Below are 24,132 nucleotides of genomic sequence, written 5' to 3'. Positions count from 1 at the left end.
ACGCAGGGGGCGGATGAAGATTCGCCCCCTTGTTGTTTGTTCCTTTTGAAAATTTGCGACACTGCGCATTCTCCTTGTGGGAGCGGGCTTGCTCGCGAATGCGGTGGATCAGTTAATGGGATGTCGACTGACACACCGCATTCGCGAGCAAGCCCGCTCCCACAGGGAGGAATGGGTTGAATGAAGATTTATGTGACCACCAGATCAGAGCGAGATTGGATGTGAGCAAGAGAGCCTATAACTTCTGTGCCGGCCCGGCGGCGCTTCCTGAAGCGGTCCTGAAGCGTGCCCAGGGTGAACTTCTCGACTGGCACGGCAAGGGCCTGTCGGTCATGGAAATGAGCCATCGCAGCGATGAGTTCGTGTCCATTGCCACCAAGGCCGAGCAGGACTTGCGTGATCTGCTGAACATCCCGTCCAACTACAAGGTGCTGTTCCTGCAAGGCGGCGCGAGCCAGCAGTTCGCCCAGATCCCGCTGAACCTGCTGCCGGAAAACGGCAAGGCCGACTACATCGACACCGGCATCTGGTCGCAGAAAGCCATCGAAGAAGCTTCGCGCTACGGTCACGTCAATGTGGCCGCCACCGCCAAGCCCTACGACTATTTCGCGATTCCCGGCCAGAACGAGTGGAACCTGTCCAAGGACGCGGCCTACGTTCACTACGCACCGAACGAAACCATCGGCGGCCTGGAATTCAACTGGATCCCGGAAACGGGCGACGTGCCATTGGTGGCCGACATGTCCTCGGACATTCTCTCGCGCCCTGTGGATATCTCCCGTTTCGGCATGATCTACGCGGGTGCCCAGAAGAACATCGGCCCAAGCGGCATCCTGGTCAGCATTATCCGTGAAGACTTGCTGGGGCGTGCCCGCTCCCTGTGCCCGACCATGCTCAACTACAAGGTCGCGGCCGACAACGGCTCGATGTACAACACCCCACCGACCCTGGCCTGGTACCTGTCGGGCCTGGTGTTCGAATGGCTGAAGGAGCAGGGCGGTGTCGAAGCCATCGGCAAGCTCAACGAAGTGAAGCAGCGCACGCTGTATGACTTCATCGACGCCAGCGGCCTCTATAGCAATCCGATCAACAAGACCGATCGCTCGTGGATGAACGTGCCGTTCCGCTTGGCCGATGATCGTCTCGACAAACCATTCCTGGCCGGCGCCGATGAGCGCGGCCTGCTGAACCTCAAGGGCCACCGTTCGGTCGGTGGCATGCGCGCCTCCATCTACAACGCCGTCGACATCAACGCCGTCAATGCGTTGATCGCCTACATGGCAGAGTTCGAGAAGGAACATGGCTGATGTCTGAGCAAGAACTCAAGGCGCTGCGCCTGCGTATCGATGCCCTGGACGAAAAGGTCCTGGAGCTGATCAGCGAGCGCGCGCGCTGCGCCCAGGAAGTCGCCCGGGTGAAGATGGCCTCCCTGGCCGAAGGCGAAGTGCCCGTGTTCTATCGCCCCGAGCGTGAAGCGCAGGTGCTCAAGCGTGTCATGGAGCGCAACAAGGGGCCGCTGGGCAACGAAGAGATGGCGCGTCTGTTCCGCGAAATCATGTCTTCGTGCCTGGCCCTCGAGCAGCCGCTGAAAGTCGCCTACCTGGGCCCGGAAGGCACCTTCACCCAGGCCGCGGCCATGAAGCACTTCGGTCACGCCGTGATCAGCAAGCCGATGGCGGCCATTGACGAAGTGTTCCGTGAAGTGGCTGCCGGCGCGGTGAATTTTGGCGTGGTACCGGTGGAGAACTCCACCGAAGGCGCGGTCAACCACACGCTGGACAGCTTCCTCGAGCACGACATGGTGATCTGCGGCGAAGTCGAGTTGCGCATCCACCACCACCTGCTGGTGGGCGAGAACACCAAGACCGACAGCATCAGCCGGATCTATTCCCACGCCCAGTCGTTGGCCCAGTGCCGCAAGTGGCTGGACGCCCACTATCCGAACGTCGAGCGCGTGGCGGTATCGAGCAACGCCGAGGCGGCCAAGCGGGTCAAGGGCGAGTGGAACTCGGCGGCGATTGCTGGCGATATGGCTGCCGGCCTTTACGGGCTGACGCGCCTGGCCGAGAAAATCGAGGACCGCCCGGACAACTCCACGCGGTTCCTGATGATCGGCAGCCAGGAAGTACCGCCGACCGGCGACGACAAGACATCGATCATCGTTTCCATGAGCAACAAGCCCGGCGCGCTCCATGAACTGCTGGTGCCGTTCCATGACAACGGTATCGACCTGACGCGGATCGAGACCCGTCCGTCGCGCAGCGGTAAATGGACCTACGTGTTCTTCATCGATTTCGTCGGCCACCACCGCGATCCGCTGGTAAAAGGTGTGCTGGAGAAAATCAGTCAGGAAGCAGTGGCACTCAAGGTGCTGGGTTCCTACCCCAAAGCAGTTCTTTAAGGGCGGATAGCAAATGAGTGGCAACTTCCTCGCTCTGGCTCAGCCAGGCGTGCAACAACTCTCGCCTTACGTTCCGGGCAAGCCCGTGGACGAACTGGCCCGTGAGCTGGATCTGGATCCGGCCAGCATCGTCAAGTTGGCGAGCAACGAAAACCCGTTGGGCGCGAGCCCCAAGGCATTGGCGGCGATCCGCGACGAACTGGCCGAGCTGACCCGTTACCCCGATGGCAATGGCTTTGCACTCAAGAGCCTGCTGGCCGAGCGCTGTGGTGTCGAGCTGAACCAAGTGACGCTGGGCAATGGTTCCAACGACATCCTTGAGCTGGTCGCTCGTGCGTACCTGGCGCCAGGTCTCAACGCGGTGTTCAGCGAGCACGCGTTCGCGGTTTACCCGATCGCGACCCAGGCCGTCGGCGCGGATGCCCGTGTGGTTCCCGCCAAGGACTGGGGGCACGACCTGCCAGCCATGCTGGCCGCCATCGACGCCAACACCCGCGTGGTTTTCATTGCCAACCCGAACAACCCGACCGGCACCTGGTTCGATGCCCAGGCCCTGGATGACTTCCTGCAGGACGTGCCCGCGCACGTGCTGGTGGTGTTGGACGAGGCTTACATCGAATACGCCGAAGGCAGTGATTTGCCCGATGGGCTGGATTTCCTCGCGGCTTACCCGAACCTGCTGGTTTCGCGCACCTTCTCCAAAGCCTATGGCCTGGCCTCGCTGCGGGTCGGCTACGGCCTGTCCACTGCCGTGGTGGCCGATGTGCTGAACCGCGTGCGTCAGCCGTTCAACGTCAACAGCTTCGCCCTGGCCGCCGCTTGTGCGGCCTTGCAGGATGAAGCCTACCTGGCTGAAAGTCGTCGCCTCAACGCGGCCGGCATGCTGCAGTTGGAGGCGGGGCTGCGTGAGCTGGGCCTGGGTTGGATTCCATCCAAAGGCAATTTCATCTGCATCGACCTGGGGCGTGTCGCCGCGCCGGTGTACCAGGGGCTGTTGCGCGAAGGTGTGATCGTGCGTCCGGTGGCCAATTACGGCATGCCGAACCACTTGCGCGTCACCATCGGCCAGCCGGCGGAAAACAGCCGTTTCCTCGAGGCGTTGAGCAAGGTCCTGGTTCGTGGTTGATGTCACTTCGCTGCAACCTGCTGCCCCTATGATCGGTCGCCTGGTGGTGGTCGGCCTGGGGTTGATCGGCGGTTCGTTCGCCAAGGGCTTGCGTGAAAGCGGCCTGTGCCGCGAGGTGGTCGGTGTCGACCTGGATCCGCAGTCGCGCAAGCTGGCCGTGGAGCTGGGTGTGGTCGATCGCTGCGAGGATGACCTGGCGATCGCTTGCCAGGGCGCGGACGTGATCCAGCTGGCAGTGCCGATCCTGGCCATGGAAAAACTGCTGGCACGCCTGGCGAGCATGAATTTGGGGCAAGCGATCCTGACCGATGTCGGCAGCGCCAAGGGCAACGTCGTGCGCGCCGCCACCGAGGCGTTCGGCGGGATGCCGGCGCGCTTCGTGCCCGGTCATCCAATTGCCGGTTCCGAGCAGAGCGGGGTGGAAGCTTCTAACGGCGAACTGTTTCGTCGTCACAAAGTGATTCTCACGCCGCTGGACCAGACGGATCCAGCCGCGCTGGCGGTGGTGGACCGTTTGTGGCGCGAACTGGGTGCCGATGTCGAGCACATGCAGGTCCAGCGTCATGATGAAGTATTGGCCGCCACCAGCCATTTGCCGCACCTGTTGGCGTTCGGCCTGGTGGATTCATTGGCCAAACGCAATGAAAATCTTGAGATCTTCCGTTACGCTGCCGGCGGTTTCCGCGATTTCACGAGAATCGCCGGAAGCGACCCGGTCATGTGGCACGACATCTTCCTCGCCAACCGCGAAGCTGTCTTGCGCACACTCGATACATTTCGCAGCGACCTCGACGCCTTGCGCGACGCGGTCGATGCAGGGGACGGGCACCAATTGCTGGGCGTTTTCACGCGCGCCAGGGTGGCCCGCGAGCACTTCAGTAAAATCCTGGCCCGTCGGGCCTATGTGGACGCTATGAACTCCAACGATCTGATTTTCCTGGCACAACCTGGTGGCTCCCTGAGTGGGCGTATTCGTGTACCGGGCGATAAATCGATTTCCCACCGTTCGATCATGCTCGGCTCCCTGGCCGAAGGCGTGACCGAGGTGGAAGGTTTCCTCGAGGGCGAAGACGCCCTGGCGACGCTGCAAGCGTTTCGCGACATGGGGGTGGTCATCGAAGGTCCGCACCACGGTCGCGTGACCATCCATGGTGTCGGCCTGCACGGCCTCAAGCCTGCCCCGGGGCCGATCTACCTGGGTAACTCCGGGACTTCGATGCGTCTGTTGTCCGGCTTGTTGGCTGCGCAGGACTTCGACAGCACCCTGACCGGCGACGCCTCGCTGTCCAAGCGCCCGATGAATCGTGTCGCCAACCCGTTGCGGGAAATGGGCGCGGTCATCGAGACGGCCGCCGACGGTCGTCCGCCGATGACCATCCGCGGTGGCAACAAGCTCAAGGGCCTGACCTACACCATGCCGATGGCCAGCGCCCAGGTGAAATCCTGCCTGCTGCTGGCCGGTCTCTACGCCGAGGGCAAGACCACCGTCACCGAGCCGGCCCCGACCCGCGACCACACCGAGCGCATGCTGCGCGGCTTCGGCTACCCGGTCACGGTGGACGGCGCCACGGCGTCCGTCGAGTCTGGTAATAAGCTGACCGCGACCCACATCGAAGTGCCGGGCGATATCTCGTCTTCGGCATTCTTCCTGGTGGCCGCCTCGATCGCCGAAGGCTCCGACCTGGTGCTCGAGCACGTCGGCATCAACCCGACCCGCACCGGTGTGATCGACATCCTGCGCCTGATGGGCGCTGACATTACTCTGGAAAACCAGCGTGAAGTCGGCGGCGAACCCGTAGCGGACCTGCGCGTACGAGCAGCTAAACTCAAGGGTATCGAGATTCCGGAGGCGCTGGTTCCGCTGGCCATCGACGAGTTCCCGGTGCTGTTCGTGGCGGCCGCCTGTGCAGAAGGGCGCACCGTGCTGACTGGCGCCGAAGAGCTGCGGGTCAAGGAGTCGGATCGCATCCAGGTGATGGCTGATGGCTTGCTCACCTTGGGCGTCAAGTGCCAGCCGACGCCGGACGGCATCATCATCGACGGCGGCCAGATCGGCGGCGGCGAAGTCCATGGTCACGGTGATCACCGCATCGCTATGGCCTTCAGTGTTGCGTCTCTGCGCGCCAGCGCGCCGATTCGCATCCATGATTGCGCCAACGTCGCCACGTCGTTCCCGAACTTCCTGGCGCTGTGCGCACAGGTCGGTATTCGCGTAGCACAAGAGGCGCAGTCGTGAACATCAAGGCACCGGTCATCACCATCGATGGCCCAAGCGGTTCGGGCAAGGGCACCGTCGCCGGGATCCTGGCCAGGCAGTTGGGCTGGAACCTGCTCGATTCGGGTGCCTTGTACCGGCTACTGGCATTCGCCGCCGCCAACCATGGCGTCGACCTGACCAATGAAGAATTGCTCAAGGCGCTGGCGGCTCACCTGGACGTGCAATTCATTGCGGCGACCGATGGCCAGCTCCAGCGCATTATCCTGGAAGGTGACGAAGTCAGTGATGTCATCCGTACCGAAAGCGTGGGCGCCGGGGCCTCCCAGGTCGCCGCGCTGCCAGCGGTGCGCGAAGCGTTGCTGCAACGCCAGCGCGCTTTCCAGGAGCCGCCGGGGCTGGTGGCCGATGGTCGCGACATGGGCACGGTGGTCTTTCCTGACGCGCCGTTGAAGATTTTCCTCACCGCCAGCGCCGAGGAGAGGGCGCGCCGCCGATATTTGCAGTTGAAGGGCAAAGGCGAGGATGTTAGTCTGTCGAGTCTGCTAGATGAGATCCGTGCACGCGACGAGCGTGACACCCAGCGCGCAGTAGCCCCGCTCAAGCCGGCGGCCGACGCGATACAGCTGGATTCAACGGAGTTGTCCATCGATCAGGTGCTGCAACGCATCATGAGCGAGATCGCCATTCGCGATATCGCCGGGTGACCAGGAAGCTTCGCAGGGGACCAGTCATAGTCCTGCGATGCTTCTTTTATATGAAACTAACCCACACCGTCTGGGGTGTGGAGGCGGGCGTATTCTTCGCCCTAATCAACAGGAATTAAAATGAGCGAAAGCTTTGCGGAACTCTTTGAAGAAAGCCTGAAAACCCTGAACCTTCAGGCAGGCTCCATCATCACCGGTGTTATCGTTGATATCGATTACCAAGCTCGCTGGGTAACCGTTCACGCTGGTCTGAAGTCTGAAGCACTCATCCCGCTTGAGCAGTTCTACAACGACGCTGGCGAACTGAACATCAACGTCGGTGACGAAGTTCACGTTGCGCTGGACTCGGTTGAAGATGGCTTTGGTGAAACCAAGCTGTCCCGTGAAAAAGCCAAGCGCGCTGAATGCTGGATCGTTCTGGAAGCGGCTTTCGCAGCTGAGGAAGTGGTCAAGGGCGTTATCAACGGTAAGGTTAAAGGCGGCTTCACTGTCGACGTTAACGGCATCCGTGCGTTCCTGCCAGGTTCCCTGGTTGACGTCCGTCCAGTGCGCGACACCACGCATCTGGAAGGCAAAGAGCTGGAATTCAAGGTCATCAAGCTGGACCAGAAGCGCAACAACGTTGTCGTTTCCCGTCGCAGTGTCCTGGAAGCCGAGAACTCCGCCGAGCGTGAAGCTCTGCTGGAATCGCTGCAGGAAGGCCAACAGGTCAAGGGTATCGTCAAGAACCTCACCGATTACGGCGCATTCGTCGATCTGGGTGGCGTCGATGGCCTGCTGCACATCACCGACATGGCCTGGAAGCGTATCAAGCATCCTTCGGAAATCGTCAACGTTGGCGACGAGATCGATGTCAAGGTTCTGAAGTACGATCGCGAGCGCAATCGTGTTTCCCTGGGCCTCAAGCAACTGGGTGAAGATCCATGGGTTGCTATCAAAGCCCGTTACCCGGAAGGCACCCGCGTCACCGCTCGTGTTACCAACCTCACCGACTACGGCTGCTTCGCTGAGCTGGAAGAAGGCGTTGAAGGCCTGGTACACGTTTCCGAAATGGACTGGACCAACAAGAACATCCACCCTTCGAAAGTCGTACAAGTCGGCGACGAAGTGGAAGTCATGGTTCTGGACATCGACGAAGAGCGTCGTCGTATCTCCCTCGGCATCAAGCAGTGCAAGTCCAACCCATGGGAAGACTTCTCTGGCCAGTTCAACAAGGGCGATAAAATCTCCGGCACCATCAAGTCGATCACCGATTTCGGTATCTTCATTGGTCTGGACGGCGGCATCGACGGCCTGGTTCACCTGTCCGACATCTCCTGGAACGAAGTGGGCGAAGAAGCCGTACGCCGCTTCAAGAAGGGCGACGAGCTGGACACCGTTATCCTGTCGGTTGATCCAGAGCGCGAGCGCATCTCCCTGGGTATCAAGCAGCTGGAAAGCGATCCGTTCTCCGAGTACGTTCAAGAGAACGACAAAGGCGCAATCGTTAAGGGCATCGTGAAAGAAGTTGACGCCAAAGGCGCCATCATCACCCTGGCCGACGATATCGAAGCGACTCTGAAAGCCTCCGAAATCAGCCGTGACCGCGTTGAAGACGCGCGTAACGTTCTGAAAGAAGGCCAGGAAGTAGAAGCCAAGATCATCAGCGTTGACCGCAAGAGCCGTGTAATCCAGCTCTCCATCAAGTCGAAAGACGATGCTGAAGAGAAAGAAGCCATCCAAAGCTTGAAAGACAAGCCTTCGGATAGCATCGCTGCTGGTCCTACCACTCTGGGCGACCTGTTGCGTGCACAAATGGAAAAACAGAACTGAGTTCTGTCAGACCATAGAAAAAGGGCGACTTCAGTCGCCCTTTTTTGTGGGCGCGATTCGGGAAAGCCAGGCTTTGCTCGTTCCAGATGCGCTGTCTGGTCTCGCTGTGAAACCAATCCGGCAGCCTGGCTGTCTCTTTCTTTAAGCGGATCAGCCATCTATCAAGGTTGGACCACAGATGTCCTGGTTTTCTTAGAGCAATGTGGGAGCGAGCTTGCTCGCGATAGCGTCAGATCAGGCGCCACCCAGTCGAGTGGTGGATATTTAAGGAGATGAATGAACAGACTCATCCTGATATTCGCAATACTGGCATTGGCAGGTTGCACCACAAGCGCCAAGACCCACGCAGTGCGTGGTGTCAGCGGTATCGAGGTCGACTGCTCAGGGTTGGGCTCCGGCTGGGAGAAGTGCCATAAGAGGGCTGCGAGAGAGTGTAAGGGCGCAGGCTACAAGGTCATTACCCGATCTGACGACGCGAAGGATGACGATCAGTATCCCTTTGGTTTTAATCCGGCTGGCTATCTGACTCGCACGATGCTGGTCATCTGTCGATAGCTTGAGAAAATCTTCTTGTCTGCATGGAAAGAAGCGGCAAGGGAGCGATGAAGAATGTCAATACTTGGGCTGTTCAAATCCCTCCGGTCATGCTAAAACCTTTTCAAGCGATTTTCCTAGCTGCTTGAAAAAGAAGGGAAAAATATGACGAAGTCGGAGTTGATCGAACGAATTGTCACCCATCAAGGGCTACTCTCATCCAAGGATGTGGAGCTGGCCATCAAGACCATGCTTGAACAAATGTCCCAGTGCCTGGCGACGGGGGATCGTATTGAAATCCGTGGTTTTGGCAGCTTTTCCCTGCATTACCGCGCTCCGCGGGTTGGGCGCAATCCGAAGACCGGTCAGTCCGTCAGCCTTGACGGGAAATTTGTCCCTCATTTCAAACCGGGCAAGGAACTCAGGGATCGTGTGAATGAGGAGGAGGGGGACGAGCTCTGAAGAAGAAGCCTGCAGAGGAAGCAATTTATGAGAGGTTTTAAGCGGGTGGTTTTTTTCGTAGCCGCGTTGTTGGTGGCTTTGACGATTATTCTATTTGTAATTGAAAATACACAACCTGTATCCTTGGCCTTCGTTGGTTGGTCAGCGCCACAGCTTCCCGTCTCGGTCTTGATTCTCCTTGCGCTTCTCGCAGGGATGGTTATCGGCCCGTCACTTGCTTGGTTCGTGAAGGTACGTTTGCGGTTAAAATAAGGTTACATGGTTTCCAGTCACCTTGGTGAGGGGATCGTCGTTAGCATTTGTTTTTATATTTTGGGTGTGCTTTTTTCATGTCAGAATTCTCACGGTCTACCGAAATTTCTTTCGGGATCTCCTCCGCGTTAACCTTTAGTGCTTTCCGCACGGTGAAGGGCAAATTTTCCGCCGCCGCAATTGAGAGCCCGTATGCGTAATAATCGTGTTGATGCACATGACGCTCAGGAAATTGATTTGATTGCGCTGCTACGCAATTTTTGGGTTCAAAAGTGGCTGATTGTAGGCGTTGCGTTCGTAGTAACGGTCGGGGCTGGGGCGGTTGCCTATCTTACCAAACCAATCTATGAGGCTAGATTTTATATTAGCCCTCCAACTCAAAATGGCATTGCTGAGTTAAATTACGGCCGTGGCGCAAGTACTGAGCTGGACCCCTATTCAATCAAGCAAGTTTACGATCTGTTTGCTCGCAATCTTCAGAGTGAAACCCTTCGCCAAACCTTTTTCCGTGATGTCTATTTGCCTTCGCTTGAAGAGTCTCAGCGCAAGGGGCCGCTTGATCGTTTATATGAGAATTTTTCTCGTGTACTGATGGTCGGAGGACCGGGTAAGGATACTCCCGAAAGATTCTCGGTCGTCGTCCAAAGTGATGACGCGGCAGAGGCGACAGAGTGGGTCAAGGTTTACGTGCAGCGTGCCAGTGATATATCCAAGGCAGAGTTGATCAAAAACGTTACAACTGAGGCCTCGGTTCGAGCAAGGAATTTGGAACAGCGAATCATGAGCTTGCGAGAGAATGCTCAACGGGTTCGTGAGGACCGTATTCAGCAACTTCGCGAAGCTTTAAAAGTTGCTGAAACAATTGGCTTGAAGACGCCTGTGATAAACTCCTCTGCTGCCGTTGATATCACTGTCGATACAGGCAATAAGATGGATTATCAGCGAGGAAGCTTAGCGCTGGCAGCGGAGGTGTCCGCTTTGGAAGCAAGAGCTTCTGATGATGCATTCATTCCAGACCTGCGTACGCTACAGATGCGTTACAATTTCTACCGTATGCTTAAAGTCGAACCTGGTCAGGTCTCGGTATACAGGCAGGATGGTAACGTAGAGGTGCCACAAACCCCAATTAAGCCAAATAAGCTGGCGATCCTATTGAAAGGAATGATCCTGGGCCTTGTTTTGGGATTAGGTGCTGCGCTGATGAGGCAGGTATTTCAAGCGCGTGTTGAAAAATAAATCGATATCATGGCTTTAGGTCTGTATCGATAGATTTCAGGTAGGCTGGCAATAGATATGCAAGTAATTTGTATCTCTAGATGGAATCACTTTTAGTGAATTTTATCGGCAGTGATTCTGATTTTGACAGCGTTAGTGCTAAACCATAAATATGCTGGTCCGTCAATCTGGATGAAATGGAGTTTTGGATATGGATTCCCCAGGTTGTAGGTCCGATCGAACCTAGCGACATAGATAATGGTTTCTAGCTTCGAAAATGATGTCGTTATGGTTTTTTTTGTTGCTCGTGTTAGGTGTTGCGCTATGGTTGCCAGTACGGCAATAAGAAAGGGGATGCTTCGGCCGATCATAAATATTGCCGTTCAGGCTATATTTAAATTGATGTTTTCTGTCGCCTCGCTAAAGGTGGTGGCATTTTATGTTGGGCCCAGTGGGATCGCTGTAGTTGGACAGGTACAATCCTTTCTTCAAATATTAAGTGCTGGTGTGTCATCGGTTACTACAACTGGTGTGGTAAAGCTAATCGCAGAAGATAAGCACTCTAAAGAAAGTATAGTGCGGACTTCTGCGTTTTTGTTGGTTTTTTTGAGTTTTATTTGTTTTATTTTTTTGCTCATTTCAAGTAGGGAGATAGCGAATTATTTTCTGGAGGGAGAGTGGGTCGTAGTGCTGCTACTGTTGCCACTTGGTGGTTTTTTTTTAGGGCTAAATAATTTGTTTGTGTCCTATTTTAATGGAATGCAGAAATATAATGAGTACTTTTGGTACTCAATGATTACAGCTTTTATAACGGCGCTTTCAATCTGCGCGATTTCATTTTATTTTGGAAAGGTTGGGGCGGTTTATTCTGTAGTAATTGCACCGGTTGTTGCGGGTGTATGCATGTTTTTTTTGCCAGAAAGATTTCGTTTGCCGCGAGCACCGGGTGTTTTTAAAAAAATCGATGGTGAGATACTAAGGATATTAGTTTCTTACTCATTCATGGCTTTGGGATCCGCAGTGGTTGTGTATGGAGGGCAGATCTTCCTGAGGAACTATATCGCAACGAGCAGCTCAATGGCTGAATCCGGACTGTGGTATGCGGCCACCCGTCTGTCCGATATCTATATGGGCATCTGTAGCGTGCTGTTCTCTACTCTTTTATTGCCAAAGTATAGTGCGATGGAAGGGCGAACTCTGGACGGTTTTGTTTGGCGAATGGCGGCCATAGCCTTGGCTTTTGGAGTTGTTCTGGTTCTTGTGGTTGGCCAGTTGGCAAGTTTTATTGTCTGGCTGATTTATGGTGAAGCTTTCACAGCCTCTTCAGAAGTGTTGAAGATATATGTCATAGGGGATGGGCTAAAATGTTTGGGTTGGATATTTCTTTATGTGATGCTTGCCAAACAGCGCGTTCGAGCCTACCTCCTCTATGAAGTGATCACGGCAATTCTACATCTGGCGGCATGTATCTTTTTCTACAGGCTGTATGGGCTTGAAAGTATGGCGTACGGCTACGTTCTGCAAGGCTTGATTTCGCTGTTTTTAGTGCTGCTATGGTTTTTTATCAGCCGAAATAAAACGACGTCTTTAGGGGCGGTCGCATCATGATGCAGTATAACGTTATATATGCGTTGATTTGGATGTTGGCCCTGTTGTCACTGAAAAAGACGGCCTCTCCGTCTAAGATGATATATGCATTTCAAGTGGCGCTTCTTTCCTTGTTTGTTGGTTTGAAATTTCAGACAGGGTATGACTGGCCCATCTACGAATCACATTACGATGCGATACGAAGTGATCAAGAGTTTTATCTTGATTTTGAATTTGGATATGAATGGCTCGTTCGTATTTCATCGTTTTTTGACTTGGCATTTGAACATTTCTCCGCCTTGCTCTCTATCATAGAGGTGGTATTCATATCGATAGTAGTGAGGAGTTTTTTCCCAAGGCATTGTTTGCTTGTGTTGGCTGTAATGTACTCGGTCCCGGATTTTTATTTGATTCCCACGTTTTCATTACTTAGGCAAGGGTTGGCGGTTAGTATATTTTTACTTGGGGTGCACAAATTTTTGTCAGGAAGACAATTTCTTGCATTTACGCTGTTTGTCATCGCTGCCTCTATACACTACTCGGTGTTGGGTGGGGTGCTGCTGTTGCTGCTAATTCATTGGTTCCCCTTAAGTCGAACGACGTTCTTAATCGTTTTTGTGGCGTCGGTGGGGCTGTACTTGTCTTCGTTGGATGTCATCCGTGCCGCTGTAGAAGTGCTTATAGTTTATGTGAATCCCAAATACATGATTTATCTGGATAGGGATGTGTTTAATGCTTCTTTTGCCTACCGTACGGCTTATGTCCTTGTTTCGATCGTGATTTTTTCAAGTATTTATGTGGCTTGGGATAATGTAGGTGTTCAAAACAATACAAATCAATTGGCGCGTCCGATACTCTACCGTCTGGCATTTGTAGGTCTGCTTATCCCTCTGATAATATTTGGATTCCCAACGCTGTCTACTAGGTACCAGTATTTTTTTGCAGTGTTTTTAATCGGTGCGGCAATGAATATATTATTGCGTTTGAATTATACAAGCCGACTGGTTGCGGTTTTTGTAATGGCTATAGTCGCGTACTTGCCGTTTTATCGATTCCTCTCAAGTCCACTTTCTATCGTTTATATTCCTTACCAGAGTCAGCTATTTTATGATATGCACAATTCAACGGGGCAGGAGCGAACAAATAACTTACTCAATCAACTTGACGAGCTGTGGTCCAAATGATGAGCTTGCGTAAAGATATTGTACTGCTTACCACGAAGTATGCTGACGACAAAAAAGACGCTTGGCTCACCAATGAGCTGGCCTATTCTATGAGCGAAGAGGGAAGTGACGTTACGGTCGTCGTTTTCTCTTGGTTAAAAAACGAGCCAGAATCGGTTACGAAGGTTATCGATGGGATTAAAGTAATACGGATCAAGCTCCCTGCCATATTTTATAATTCCGGTGCCATTGGCACGGCTTTGAAAATTTTCATATTTCCCTTTCTGGCAAGGTACAAAATTGCCAAAGAGATTAAGCGCTGTGATTTGCTCATAGCGAATACGCCTTGCGTCACGATTTTAGGGTTGTCCCGGTTCTTTAGAAAACGATATGGTTCAAAAAGTTTTCTTGTGCTGTGGGATTTTTTTCCTTTTTATTTAAAAGATCTCGGTGCGATCAGAAATAAGCTGTTCTTCGGTTTTTTTCGGTATCTGGAACAATTGATGTATACCAGTTTTGATCGAATAGGCTGTATGACTGAAGGAAATGCTCGATTTCTTTTCGATAATTTCCCATCCGTTTCAAAGGAAAAAGTAACACTTTTGCCGCTCTGGGCAAAAATCAAGCAGATTGAACCAGTCGATAAAATTGAAGTTCGGAAAAAGTATAATTTGCCACCGGAAGGATTTGTTGCGATATATGGTGGTGCCATGTCAATCGTGCAAGAATTGGAAAATATTCTTGATCTGGCTGCAATGTATTCAAAAGATGAAGTGGCTTTTGTTTTTATTGGTAAAGGCACTGAAAAAGAGCGTCTACAAAAAGCAGTTGTGACTCGTGGGTTACGGAATGTTATATTTATTGATTATATTCCCCGCGAAGAATATGAGCACGTTGTCCAGTCGTGCGATGTCGGTTTGATATCGCTGTCGAGAAAATTAACGGTGCCCAGTTTTCCATCTAAATCTCTTGATTACTTTAAAGTTTCACTGCCGATTCTGGCATCGCTGGATTCGGTTACGGATTTTGGCGACATATTGGAAAACGACGTTCGCGGTGGCTATGCTGTCGTGGCTGGTGATACGGCGGCGTTGAAGGCAAAGCTGGATTTTTTGATTGAGAATTCAGCGCTCTGCACAGAGCTCGGCAGGAACGGTCGACATTATTATGAAAAAAACTTGAGCGTAGAAAACGCGAGAAGTATCATTATTTCATTATTGTAAAGGGGTGGTTCATGGCTATTTCATTCAAGGATTCTACGCTTTTAATCACCGGGGGAACAGGTTCCTTCGGTAATGCAGTGCTCAAGCGGTTTCTAAATACCGATATCAAAGAGATACGTGTATTTAGCCGAGATGAAAAAAAACAAGATGATATGCGTAAAAAATATGCCAATAGTAAGTTGAAGTTTTACATTGGTGATGTTAGGGACTTTCAAAGTGTTCTTAACGCTACACGCGGAGTAGACTACATATTTCATGCGGCCGCTTTGAAGCAAGTGCCTTCTTGCGAGTTTCATCCTATGGAAGCCGTTAAGACTAACGTACTGGGCACGGATAATGTGCTTGAGGCAGCCATACAGAATGATGTGAAGCGCGTCGTTTGCCTCAGCACTGATAAAGCCGTTTATCCAATCAACGCAATGGGGATCTCCAAAGCGATGATGGAAAAGGTGATGGTTGCCAAGTCGCGAAATGATAACAACACTGTGATTTGTGGTACGCGTTATGGGAATGTAATGGCCTCAAGAGGGTCGGTGATTCCTTTGTTTATCGATCAAATTAGGTCAGGCATTCCTCTGAGTCTGACTGATCCTAATATGACTCGATTCATGATGACGCTTGCGGATGCTGTGGATCTTGTATTGTATGCGTTTGAACACGGCTCGAATGGCGACATGTTCGTTCAGAAAGCTCCGGCAGCTACGGTTGAAGTCTTGGCACAAGCATTGACTCGCATGCTTGATGTGCCAGATCACCCTATTCAGGTAATTGGTACACGGCACGGCGAGAAATTGTTTGAAGCTTTGCTTAGTCGCGAAGAAATGGCATGTGCAGAGGACCGTGGTGATTATTTCCGTGTGCCTCCTGATCTACGCGATCTGAACTATGCTAAGTTTGTGGAGCAAGGTGAAACAAAAATTTCCCGTACCGAAGATTATAACTCTCATAATACTGAGCGTCTCGATGTAAAAGGCATGCAGGAACTGTTGCTAAAATTGGACTTCATGCGTGCGATTCAGCGCGGCGAGCACGCGACACCTGAGGAGTAATTAATGAAAATTCTGATCACAGGTGCTAACGGTTTTATTGGCCGAAATCTCGTATCGCATTTTAGTGTTAAATCCGATGTTGAGGTATTATCATTTACACGTAATGATTCTATCGCGAGTCTTCCAGGTTTAATTGATCAAGCGGATTTTGTTTTCCATTTGGCTGGGATCAACCGTCCTCTAGATCCTCTGGATTTCCAAAAGGGTAACACTGACCTTACTGGTATCCTCTGCGATGCGATCCGAAAACGTGGTCAGTCAGTACCTGTGGTCTATACATCGTCCACTCAAGCTTCTTTGGATAATCCCTATGGAAGCAGTAAGCTTGGGGCTGAACAATTATTAATCGATTTGCAAAACGAAACCGGATCTCCAGTACATATATTTCGTTTGCCCAACGTGTTCGGTAAATGGGCGCGGCCTAACTACAATTCAGCTGTAGCTACATTTTGCCATAACATTGCTCATGGATTGCCGATTACAATAAATGATCCAAGTTCGTCTTTAAAGCTTACGTATATCGATGATGTTGTACGATGCTTTATGGATGTTCTGGAGGGAAGAAGAAAAGGCACACCTTATGTTGAGGTGCCTCACTACGATACCACTGTAGGAGCGCTAGCTGAGCAGCTGGAATCCTTTCGCGACAGTCGCGATACGATGATCTCCGAGCGTGTTGGAACAGGCTTGTGTCGGGCGTTGTATTCTACGTACCTCAGCTACCTGTCTCCAGATCAATTTACTTACGAAGTTCCAAGGCACGTTGATCCTCGGGGCGCTTTTGTTGAGATGTTGAAAACTAAGGATTCTGGCCAGTTTTCTTATTTCACGGCACACCCAGGCATTACTCGTGGCGGGCATTATCACCATTCGAAAACGGAAAAGTTTCTTGTTATCAAAGGCACTGCGTGTTTTCGATTCCGCCATATAGTGTCAGGTGAATTCTATGAGTTGATCACAACAGGTGAACGTTCTGAAATAGTTGAAACGGTGCCAGGGTGGACACATGACATCACGAATATTGGCACCGATGAAATGATTGTGATGCTTTGGGCGAACGAGATTTTTGATCGAGCTGCACCGGATACTTATGCGCTACCCGTTGGTACGGAGGCTTAGCATCGAATGTTCAGAGAAGGTGTATCAGTAGACGCGCGAATGAAGTCTCTGAATATTTCATCTCATGCCGAGACCTTGAGTGACCATCGTTGACTTTGCAGTCCGGTGGCATTGCGGCTGATATGTTAAGCAAGTTTAATTTATTTTAAAAGTGGCCTTAGCAAATGAAAAAACTAAAAGTCGTAACTGTAGTCGGGACCCGTCCGGAAATTATTCGCTTGTCGCGAGTCATGGCCGCGCTGGACCAGTATTGTGAGCACATCCTTGTTCATACTGGGCAGAATTACGACTACGAGCTGAACGAAATTTTCTTTCAGGACTTAGGCATCCGAAAGCCTGACCACTTCTTGAATGCAGCCGGGAGCACTGGCGCGGAAACCATCGGCAATGTAATCATCGCCGTGGACCGGGTGCTGGCTACCATTGAGCCTGAAGCCTTGCTGGTACTGGGCGATACAAACAGTTGCATGGCTGTTATTCCCGCCAAGCGACGCAAGATCCCCACATTCCATATGGAAGCTGGAAACCGTTGCTTTGATATGCGCGTCCCTGAGGAAATAAACCGACGCATCGTTGACCATACAGCAGATATCAACCTGACCTATAGCACTATCGCCCGAGATTATTTGCTAAGCGAAGGTTTGCCTGCCGATCGTGTCATCAAAACGGGCAGTCCTATGTTTGAGGTGCTCAACCATTATCGCGACAGCATCGAGGCTTCAAATGTCCTGGAACGACTTGGTTTGGAAGCGGGTAAGTTCTTTATAGTCAGCGCTCACCGCGAAGAGAACGTCGACTCGGATAAGAATTTCCTCAAATTGGTAGAGGTACTCAATACCGTGGCCAGTACGTTTGGCCAGCCTGTTATCGTCTCTACCCATCCGCGCACTCAAAAGCGTGTTGATGCCATGGGCATCGTGTTTCATGAAAATGTCCGATTGCTCAAACCCTTGGGATTCATGGACTACAACAAGCTGCAGCTCGAGTCGCGTGCGGCTCTGTCTGACAGCGGCACCATCAACGAAGAGTCTTCCATTCTCAATTTTCCAGCCTTGAACCTGCGCGAAGCTCATGAGCGACCAGAGGGGATGGAAGAAGCTGCCGTGATGATGGTGGGGCTGGAAGTCGAGCGAGTGCTGCAAGGACTGAATATTCTTCAGACACAACTATCAGGTAGTGAGCGTAGCCTTCGCTTGGTGGCGGACTACAGCATGCCTAACGTTTCCGAAAAAGTTGCCAGGATTCTGCATAGCTATACCGACTACGTAAACCGTGTTGTTTGGAAGCGGTATTGAGTCGAGTTGTGAAAATGCCAGAGAGCAAGCTGAATATTTTGGTGGTCACACAGTATTTCTGGCCAGAGAACATGCGCATCAACGATTTGGTACGTGACTTCATCCAAAAAGGACACTCGGTCACGGTGCTTACTGGGGTGCCTAATTATCCAGAAGGAGAGGTGTTTGAAGCCTACAAGGCAGCCCCTGCGCAGTTCGCCGAATATCAGGGTGCCTCTATTGTCCGGGTGCCTATGCTCTCGCGCGGCAAACGCAGTATCCGGTTGATCTTCAACTACCTGAGTTTTTTTTCCAGTGCTTCGACCTTGGGTACCTATGCGTTACGAGGACGCCGCTTCGATGCCGTATTCGTCTACGCAGTTTCCCCGATCATGGCGGCTATTCCTGCCTTGGTGATCGGTCGTTTGAAGAAGGCCCCTGTGTTCATTTGGGTGCTGGATTTGTGGCCGGACACTCTAAAGGCGGTTGGCGTATTGAAACAGCCGGTATTATTGTCAATGGTTGGTCGGATGGTATCCTGGATCTATAACCGTGCTGACTACCTTTTGCTGCAATCCAATGGGTTTCTTGAGAACGTCAAAGGCTACTGTACTCGGCCCATAGACCCGCAGCGCTTGATTTACTTTCCCAGTTGGGCTGAAGACGACTTCTCTGCAACTGCGGATCAGTCGACCTCGTTACTTGCACGTGAGGAGTCGGTGTTCACGGTGGTATTCGCCGGAAATCTGGGTGAGGCCCAGGATTTCCCAGCCATTCTGGACGCTGCTGAGCAACTGCGTGGGAAAGTTGCTGTGCGTTGGGTCATTGTCGGTGATGGCCGGATGAGTCAGTGGCTAAGCCAACAGGTAAGTGCGCGAGGCTTGGACAATGTTCTGCTCTTGGGCAGGCATCCATTGGATGCCATGCCTGCCTTGTTTGCCAACGCCGATGCACTGTTGGTATCACTGAAGACCAATGATGTTTTTGAAAAAACCATTCCCGGTAAAGTCCAGGCTTACCTGGCTTCGGGCAGGCCTTTGCTAGGTATGATCAATGGGGAAGCCGCACGTGTAATTGACGAGTCCGGTGCGGGTTTTACATGTGCATCCGGCGATGCGGATGGCTTGGCACGAATCACTCGGGCATTGGCGGACATCGCTCCCCCCCTGCGTAAGGTCATGGGGGAGAGCGGCCGTGACTATTATCTTCAACACTACTCCAAGCAGCGACTACTGACGCGTTTGGAAGATATGTTCAGAAAAGCCACGCTACGGAAGGTGAACCACTGATGCAGAAAAGTATTCTCGTGACCGGAGCGAGCGGGTTTGTAGGTGGGGCGGTATCCATACGGTTGCAGGCAGACTCGGGGAGATCGGTAGTTGCCGTGGTTCGCGGTGATCGGCATTTATCAATGCCTGTCAACACGGTGCGAATCGACTCATTTTCTGCGCAAACCCAATGGCACGCACACTTGGCCAACGTGGAGACAATCATTCATTGCGCCGCTCGTGTCCACGTAATGAATGATACGGAAGCTGATCCGCTGGCTGCTTTTCGGCAGGTCAATGTGGAAGGAACGCTGAATTTTGCAAGGCAAGCAGCTGAAGCCGGCGTCCGTCGATTTATTTTCATCAGCTCCATCAAGGTGAACGGAGAAGGTACGTCGGCCGGCCAACCTTACACCGCCGACGATGTACCTGCGCCAACGGACCCGTATGGCGTATCCAAGCAGGAGGCCGAGCAAGGCCTGCGGGAAGTTGCGCAGGCGACAGGCATGGAAGTGGTCATCATCCGGCCTGTCCTGGTTTATGGGCCTGGCGTGAAGGCAAATTTCTTGAACATGATGCGTTGGTTGGACAAAGGCGTGCCTTTACCATTCGGCGCCATCGATAACCGGCGCAGCCTGGTGAGCATCGATAACCTGGTAGACCTCATCGTGACGTGTATCGATCACCCGGCGGCGGCGAACCAGACCTTCCTGGTCAATGATGGAGAAGATCTGTCGACCACGATGTTGCTCAGCCGGATGGCCCGTGCGCTGGGTAAACCCGCGCGGTTGATTCCAGTCCCCAGTTGGTTGCTCGAGCGTGGCGCCAGCATGCTGGGCAGGAAAGCACTTTCCCAACGGCTGTGTGGTTCGCTGCAGGTCAGTATCGAGAAGACCCGTACACTTTTGAATTGGACCCCACCCGTGGGCGTCGATGATGCACTAGCCAAGACCGCACAGTATTTCAGGATGAATCAAGCTAAATGATGTATTTCTGGTTATTTGCCTCTGTCACGGTGGTGTCGCTGCTCATGACTGCGGGGCTGCGTCGCTATGCCTTGGCGCGTAGCATCATTGATATTCCGAATGCACGCAGCTCCCACAGTATCCCGACGCCACGGGGCGGGGGCGTCGCCATCGTCGTGGCGTTCCTACTGACGTTGCCCGTGCTGGGGCAACTGGGTTTGGTACAGCTTCACTACCTGGTCGCATTAGGTGGGGCGGGTGCATTGGTCGCCATCGTAGGTTTCATGGATGACCATGGACATATTGCGGCGCGGTGGCGATTGCTTGGGCATTTCAGTGCCGCTGTCTGGGCGTTGGCATGGCTTGAAGGCTTGGCGCCCCTGGACCTGTTTGGGGTCAGTGTTGATCTATCCTGGATAGGACATGCCCTGGCTGCGTTTTATCTTGTCTGGATTCTCAACCTGTACAACTTCATGGACGGTATTGACGGTATCGCCAGTATAGAGGCTGTGCTGGCCTGCCTGGGGGCGAGCGCTCTCTACGTACTGTCGGGTTTTACCGACCTGATCTGGCCGCCGCTGGTCTTGGCAGCTGCCGTGCTGGGCTTTTTGTTCTGGAATTTTCCACCCGCGAAAATCTTCATGGGCGACGCGGGCAGTGGCTTCCTGGGTATCGCACTTGGGATCATGTCCCTGCAAGCCGCCTGGGTTTCCCCACCCTTGTTTTGGGCATGGCTGATCCTGCTGGGGGTGTTTATCGTCGACGCGACTGTCACCCTGATTCGGCGGTTTCTGCGGGGAGATAAAGTCTACGAGGCCCATCGTAGCCATGCCTATCAGTTCGCCTCGCGCCGTTATGGGCGTCATCGTCCTGTCACGTTGGCAGTGGCGGCGATCAACGTGCTGTGGTTGTTCCCCTTGGCGTGGTGCGTCGTGGTCCTGAAGCTGGATGGGCTGACAGGTGTTTTGCTGGCCTACGTGCCCCTGGTGCTATTGGCTTTCAAGTTCAAGGCCGGCCAGTTGGAGGGCGCCTGATATACCGGGTAAAGATGTGAAATGGGTCATGGAAGGCTGTCATCGGACAGCTGGACATAACGAGAATGGTACGAACAACAAGGTGCTGGAAACATCCATGGATAGACTTCGCGTTGCATTGCTGGGGCTGCCACGGCGGCAGAAACGCCTGCTTCAGGTCGTAACCGATGTATTGCTGGTCTGGGCCGCTTTGTGGTTGGCGTTCGCAGTGCGCCTTGGCTTCGACGAGATGATCAATCCGTTTAGCAGTCATCCGTGGCTCCTTGTCAGTGCTTCTTTAATTGCTATCCCGCTGTTCATTCGTTTTGGTATGTACCGGGCTGTCATGCGTTACCTGGGTAACGATGCCTTGATCGCAATTGTCAAGGCTGTGAGTCTGAGCGCGTTGGTATTGGCGCTCGTGGTGTACTGGGGCGCTTCTTATATGGCGCCTGTGCCGCGTTCGGTTATTTTCAATTACTGGTGGCTCAGCCTGGTGATGGTCGGCGGTTTGAGATTGCTCATGCGCCAGTATTTCATGGGTGATTGGTTCATTCCCTCCGGTCAAGTGCCCTTCGTCAATCGTGGTGCCGGTCTTACCAAAGTGGCGATCTACGGGGCCGGGGCCGCCGGTAATCAGCTTGTAGCGGCCTTGCGTATTGGTCGACACATGCAGCCGGTAGCTTTCATTGATGACGACACCAGTATTGCGAATCGAATGATCTCTGGTTTGCAGGTGTTCAAGCCCAAGCATATCCAGAAGATGATTGAACTCACCGGCGCTCAAGAAGTGCTGTTGGCCGTTCCCTCGGCAAGTCGTGCGCGACGCCGCGAAATCCTCGAGTATCTGGAAGGCTATCCACTGCACGTACGCAGTGTGCCGGGTTTTATGGACCTGGCCAGCGGCCGTGTGAAAGTTGACGATATCCAAGAGGTCGATATTGCCGACTTGTTGGGGCGCGATGCGGTGCCTGCGCAACCCGAGCTTCTGTCCCGTTGTATCAGTGGAAAGGTCGTTCTGGTCACGGGAGCGGGTGGGTCGATCGGTTCTGAACTCTGTCGTCAGATTCTCGCCCTGCAACCGTCTACTTTGCTGTTGTTCGATCATAGTGAGTTCAACCTCTACAGTATCTTGAGTGAACTGGAAGAGGCCATCGCCCGACGATCTATCCCGGTGAACTTATTGCCGATCCTGGGCTCGGTGCGTAATGCGGCTAAATTGTTTGACGTCATGACTTCCTGGAACGTCGAGACGGTGTATCACGCAGCAGCCTATAAGCATGTGCCCTTGGTGGAGCACAATATTGCCGAAGGTATGCTTAACAACGTCATCGGTACGTTAAATACCGCGCAAGCGGCGTTGAAGGCCCAGGTCGAGAATTTCGTGCTCATATCCACGGACAAGGCCGTGCGTCCGACCAATGTCATGGGCAGTACCAAGCGTCTGGCGGAAATGGTCTTGCAAGCACTCAGTCAAGAGCTCGCGCCGGTGCTCTTCGCAGACAGCGGTAATGTTGCCCGGGTCAACAAGACCCGTTTCGTCATGGTGCGCTTCGGTAATGTGCTGGGCTCGTCCGGCTCGGTCATTCCGCGTTTCCGGCAGCAGATCAAATCCGGCGGCCCCATCACCGTCACGCATCCCAATATCACCCGTTACTTCATGACGATCCCGGAAGCAGCCCAATTGGTGATTCAGGCGGGTTCAATGGGGCGAGGCGGCGATGTGTTTGTGCTGGATATGGGGGAACCGGTGAAGATCGCCGAGTTGGCTGAGAAAATGGTCCACCTGTCTGGCTTGAATGTGCGTTCCGAGAAGAACGTGCACGGTGATATTGCGATTGAGTTCACGGGGTTGCGCCCGGGAGAGAAGCTCTATGAGGAACTGTTGATCGGTGACAACGTGGTCGCGACTCAGCACCCCATGATCATGAGCGCCAATGAAGACCATCTGCCATGGGAACAACTCAAGGTCAAACTGGAAGAGTTGATGGCCGCCGTTACCAAGGATGAATATTCACGGGTCCGAATGCTGCTACGCGAAACCGTAAGTGGTTACACGCCCGAAGGCGAGATCGTCGATTGGATATTCCAGCAACGACGACTGATTCCAAAACACAGGGACCGCTAAGGTAGCACTTTGGCGGTCGCTGGAAGGATCGGCATCCCGTTCAAAGTCAGCGAACGGATGCAGTCCGTAAAACAGTTCGTTTGGGTCGAGGACTCAACTTCCGGATGGGCTGTGGATATCGTGTATCAGTAGTAAAAAACTTTCATTAATTTCCTGTTGGCCTGGGAATGTCATTATGGGCATGCTCCCTTCATGACGGGGCTTGCTGACGCGCGATAGCCTATTGCTACAAGCCAATACAAAAGTGCGCAAAAGAGGCTGCGCTGAGCGTTCCTCCAAGTACTTCGATTCGCCGAGAATTATGTGGATTTCGACTGATTGCGCAGCGCCACTGCGTCTTCAGACCTTGCCGCTAATGTGTGAACATATCTTGACGATCCGTGACTATGGTAGGTTGCTCGCCTCAGCCATTAACATACGGGCGCCATCTGCTCGACCCCGTTGTGCCTGTCGGCTGGTCCGTGCTCTGGAGCCTGGTGCGATGAGTCAGGCATGAACTTGTGCCGCCGGTGCCATGAGCTTCAGCTCACGCTGGGATGACCAGAGATCTTGGAAGCTGATACAGGTATTCTTTTTTGATGAGTGTTTTATCAGTGATGCGTGACGTCGACCGGTTCAA

General features: G+C 53.1%; 20 protein-coding genes. All 20 read left to right on the top strand.

The features are described 5' to 3' along the window. Positions 1-221 precede the first annotated feature (221 nt). The 20 genes from serC (at position 222) to BLO80_RS05105 (ending at position 23,513) form a co-directional block, all read left to right on the top strand. Positions 222-1,307 (top strand): 3-phosphoserine/phosphohydroxythreonine transaminase, encoded by a 1,086-nt coding sequence (gene serC / locus BLO80_RS05200; protein WP_041024563.1) that lies wholly within the window; start codon positions 222-224, stop codon positions 1,305-1,307. Continuing rightward, on the top strand, positions 1,307-2,401 hold the full coding sequence (pheA, locus tag BLO80_RS05195) for a prephenate dehydratase (RefSeq protein WP_003199233.1): 1,095 nt from the start codon (positions 1,307-1,309) through the stop codon (positions 2,399-2,401). The genes serC and pheA overlap by 1 nt, the downstream gene beginning before the upstream one ends. Positions 2,402-2,414: 13 nt before the next feature. Next, on the top strand, positions 2,415-3,527 hold the full coding sequence (hisC, locus tag BLO80_RS05190; protein ID WP_092327167.1) for a histidinol-phosphate transaminase: 1,113 nt from the start codon (positions 2,415-2,417) through the stop codon (positions 3,525-3,527). A 28-nt stretch (positions 3,528-3,555) separates the two neighbouring features. Next, on the top strand, positions 3,556-5,763 hold the full coding sequence (locus BLO80_RS05185; protein WP_256573355.1) for a bifunctional prephenate dehydrogenase/3-phosphoshikimate 1-carboxyvinyltransferase: 2,208 nt from the start codon (positions 3,556-3,558) through the stop codon (positions 5,761-5,763). Continuing rightward, positions 5,760-6,449, top strand: a complete 690-nt coding sequence (gene cmk, locus BLO80_RS05180; RefSeq protein WP_014337227.1) for a (d)CMP kinase — start codon at positions 5,760-5,762, stop codon at positions 6,447-6,449. The genes BLO80_RS05185 and cmk overlap by 4 nt, the downstream gene beginning before the upstream one ends. A 120-nt stretch (positions 6,450-6,569) precedes the next feature. Then, on the top strand, positions 6,570-8,261 hold the full coding sequence (rpsA, locus tag BLO80_RS05175) for a 30S ribosomal protein S1 (protein ID WP_092327163.1): 1,692 nt from the start codon (positions 6,570-6,572) through the stop codon (positions 8,259-8,261). A 276-nt stretch (positions 8,262-8,537) separates the two neighbouring features. Then, positions 8,538-8,816 (top strand): hypothetical protein, encoded by a 279-nt coding sequence (locus BLO80_RS05170; protein ID WP_092327162.1) that lies wholly within the window; start codon positions 8,538-8,540, stop codon positions 8,814-8,816. Between the two features lie 144 nt (positions 8,817-8,960). Further along, positions 8,961-9,257: an integration host factor subunit beta gene (gene ihfB, locus BLO80_RS05165; RefSeq protein WP_003199243.1), complete on the top strand. Its 297-nt coding sequence runs from the start codon at positions 8,961-8,963 to the stop codon at positions 9,255-9,257. Between the two features lie 27 nt (positions 9,258-9,284). Continuing rightward, a complete protein-coding gene (locus BLO80_RS05160) occupies positions 9,285-9,509 on the top strand; it encodes a lipopolysaccharide assembly protein LapA domain-containing protein (RefSeq protein WP_092327160.1) in 225 nt (74 codons plus the stop codon). A gap of 192 nt (positions 9,510-9,701) precedes the next feature. Next, positions 9,702-10,745 carry an LPS O-antigen chain length determinant protein WzzB gene (locus BLO80_RS05155; RefSeq protein ID WP_092327159.1) on the top strand — a complete coding sequence of 348 codons (1,044 nt, stop codon included), beginning with the start codon at positions 9,702-9,704 and terminating at the stop codon, positions 10,743-10,745. Positions 10,746-11,048: 303 nt separating this feature from the next. Beyond that, on the top strand, positions 11,049-12,332 hold the full coding sequence (locus BLO80_RS05150) for an oligosaccharide flippase family protein (RefSeq protein WP_092327198.1): 1,284 nt from the start codon (positions 11,049-11,051) through the stop codon (positions 12,330-12,332). After that, entirely contained in the window at positions 12,329-13,495 is a 1,167-nt protein-coding gene (locus BLO80_RS05145; protein WP_092327157.1) for an EpsG family protein, read from the top strand. The genes BLO80_RS05150 and BLO80_RS05145 overlap by 4 nt, the downstream gene beginning before the upstream one ends. Further along, complete coding sequence (locus tag BLO80_RS05140) at positions 13,492-14,697, top strand: glycosyltransferase family 4 protein (RefSeq protein WP_092327156.1); 1,206 nt, start codon at positions 13,492-13,494, stop codon at positions 14,695-14,697. Before BLO80_RS05145 ends, BLO80_RS05140 begins: the two co-directional genes overlap by 4 nt. An 11-nt stretch (positions 14,698-14,708) precedes the next feature. Continuing rightward, complete coding sequence (locus tag BLO80_RS05135; RefSeq protein WP_092327154.1) at positions 14,709-15,746, top strand: polysaccharide biosynthesis protein; 1,038 nt, start codon at positions 14,709-14,711, stop codon at positions 15,744-15,746. 3 nt (positions 15,747-15,749) lie between these two features. Then, a complete protein-coding gene (locus BLO80_RS05130; protein WP_092327153.1) occupies positions 15,750-16,865 on the top strand; it encodes a UDP-2-acetamido-2,6-beta-L-arabino-hexul-4-ose reductase in 1,116 nt (371 codons plus the stop codon). Positions 16,866-17,029: 164 nt separating this feature from the next. Then, complete coding sequence (wecB, locus tag BLO80_RS05125; RefSeq protein WP_092327151.1) at positions 17,030-18,160, top strand: non-hydrolyzing UDP-N-acetylglucosamine 2-epimerase; 1,131 nt, start codon at positions 17,030-17,032, stop codon at positions 18,158-18,160. A 14-nt stretch (positions 18,161-18,174) separates the two neighbouring features. Next, positions 18,175-19,428 carry a glycosyltransferase family 4 protein gene (locus tag BLO80_RS05120; RefSeq protein WP_175459456.1) on the top strand — a complete coding sequence of 418 codons (1,254 nt, stop codon included), beginning with the start codon at positions 18,175-18,177 and terminating at the stop codon, positions 19,426-19,428. Further along, positions 19,428-20,393, top strand: coding sequence for a UDP-glucose 4-epimerase family protein (locus tag BLO80_RS05115; RefSeq protein WP_092327148.1), 966 nt, complete (start codon positions 19,428-19,430; stop codon positions 20,391-20,393). The genes BLO80_RS05120 and BLO80_RS05115 overlap by 1 nt, the downstream gene beginning before the upstream one ends. Further along, the gene (locus tag BLO80_RS05110; protein ID WP_092327147.1) at positions 20,390-21,406 is read left to right on the top strand and encodes an MraY family glycosyltransferase; all 1,017 of its coding nucleotides are present in this window, start codon (positions 20,390-20,392) and stop codon (positions 21,404-21,406) included. The genes BLO80_RS05115 and BLO80_RS05110 overlap by 4 nt, the downstream gene beginning before the upstream one ends. Positions 21,407-21,503: 97 nt before the next feature. Next, complete coding sequence (locus tag BLO80_RS05105; protein WP_092327145.1) at positions 21,504-23,513, top strand: polysaccharide biosynthesis protein; 2,010 nt, start codon at positions 21,504-21,506, stop codon at positions 23,511-23,513. Positions 23,514-24,132: the final 619 nt, after the last annotated feature.

The sequence above is a fragment of the Pseudomonas sp. NFACC56-3 genome (genome assembly GCF_900100025.1).
GTDB lineage: Bacteria > Pseudomonadota > Gammaproteobacteria > Pseudomonadales > Pseudomonadaceae > Aquipseudomonas > Aquipseudomonas fluorescens_AA.
The sequence above is the reverse complement of the archived record's forward strand: the minus strand, read 5'-3'. Positions and strand labels throughout refer to the sequence as shown.

Excerpts from the sequence above, each read along its gene's own strand:
- wecB (WP_092327151.1), top strand. The coding sequence starts at position 17,030 with ATGAAAAAACTAAAAGTCGTAACTGTAGTCGGGACCCGTCCGGAAATT.
- BLO80_RS05155 (WP_092327159.1), top strand. The coding sequence starts at position 9,702 with ATGCGTAATAATCGTGTTGATGCACATGACGCTCAGGAAATTGATTTG.
- BLO80_RS05130 (WP_092327153.1), top strand. The coding sequence starts at position 15,750 with ATGAAAATTCTGATCACAGGTGCTAACGGTTTTATTGGCCGAAATCTC.
- hisC (WP_092327167.1), top strand. The coding sequence starts at position 2,415 with ATGAGTGGCAACTTCCTCGCTCTGGCTCAGCCAGGCGTGCAACAACTC.
- BLO80_RS05135 (WP_092327154.1), top strand. The coding sequence starts at position 14,709 with ATGGCTATTTCATTCAAGGATTCTACGCTTTTAATCACCGGGGGAACA.
- ihfB (WP_003199243.1), top strand. The coding sequence starts at position 8,961 with ATGACGAAGTCGGAGTTGATCGAACGAATTGTCACCCATCAAGGGCTA.
- BLO80_RS05145 (WP_092327157.1), top strand. The coding sequence starts at position 12,329 with ATGATGCAGTATAACGTTATATATGCGTTGATTTGGATGTTGGCCCTG.
- BLO80_RS05160 (WP_092327160.1), top strand. The coding sequence starts at position 9,285 with ATGAGAGGTTTTAAGCGGGTGGTTTTTTTCGTAGCCGCGTTGTTGGTG.
- BLO80_RS05140 (WP_092327156.1), top strand. The coding sequence starts at position 13,492 with ATGATGAGCTTGCGTAAAGATATTGTACTGCTTACCACGAAGTATGCT.
- BLO80_RS05105 (WP_092327145.1), top strand. The coding sequence starts at position 21,504 with ATGGATAGACTTCGCGTTGCATTGCTGGGGCTGCCACGGCGGCAGAAA.
- BLO80_RS05120 (WP_175459456.1), top strand. The coding sequence starts at position 18,175 with ATGCCAGAGAGCAAGCTGAATATTTTGGTGGTCACACAGTATTTCTGG.
- BLO80_RS05110 (WP_092327147.1), top strand. The coding sequence starts at position 20,390 with ATGATGTATTTCTGGTTATTTGCCTCTGTCACGGTGGTGTCGCTGCTC.
- BLO80_RS05115 (WP_092327148.1), top strand. The coding sequence starts at position 19,428 with ATGCAGAAAAGTATTCTCGTGACCGGAGCGAGCGGGTTTGTAGGTGGG.
- rpsA (WP_092327163.1), top strand. The coding sequence starts at position 6,570 with ATGAGCGAAAGCTTTGCGGAACTCTTTGAAGAAAGCCTGAAAACCCTG.
- BLO80_RS05170 (WP_092327162.1), top strand. The coding sequence starts at position 8,538 with ATGAACAGACTCATCCTGATATTCGCAATACTGGCATTGGCAGGTTGC.
- BLO80_RS05185 (WP_256573355.1), top strand. The coding sequence starts at position 3,556 with ATGATCGGTCGCCTGGTGGTGGTCGGCCTGGGGTTGATCGGCGGTTCG.
- pheA (WP_003199233.1), top strand. The coding sequence starts at position 1,307 with ATGTCTGAGCAAGAACTCAAGGCGCTGCGCCTGCGTATCGATGCCCTG.
- BLO80_RS05150 (WP_092327198.1), top strand. The coding sequence starts at position 11,049 with ATGGTTGCCAGTACGGCAATAAGAAAGGGGATGCTTCGGCCGATCATA.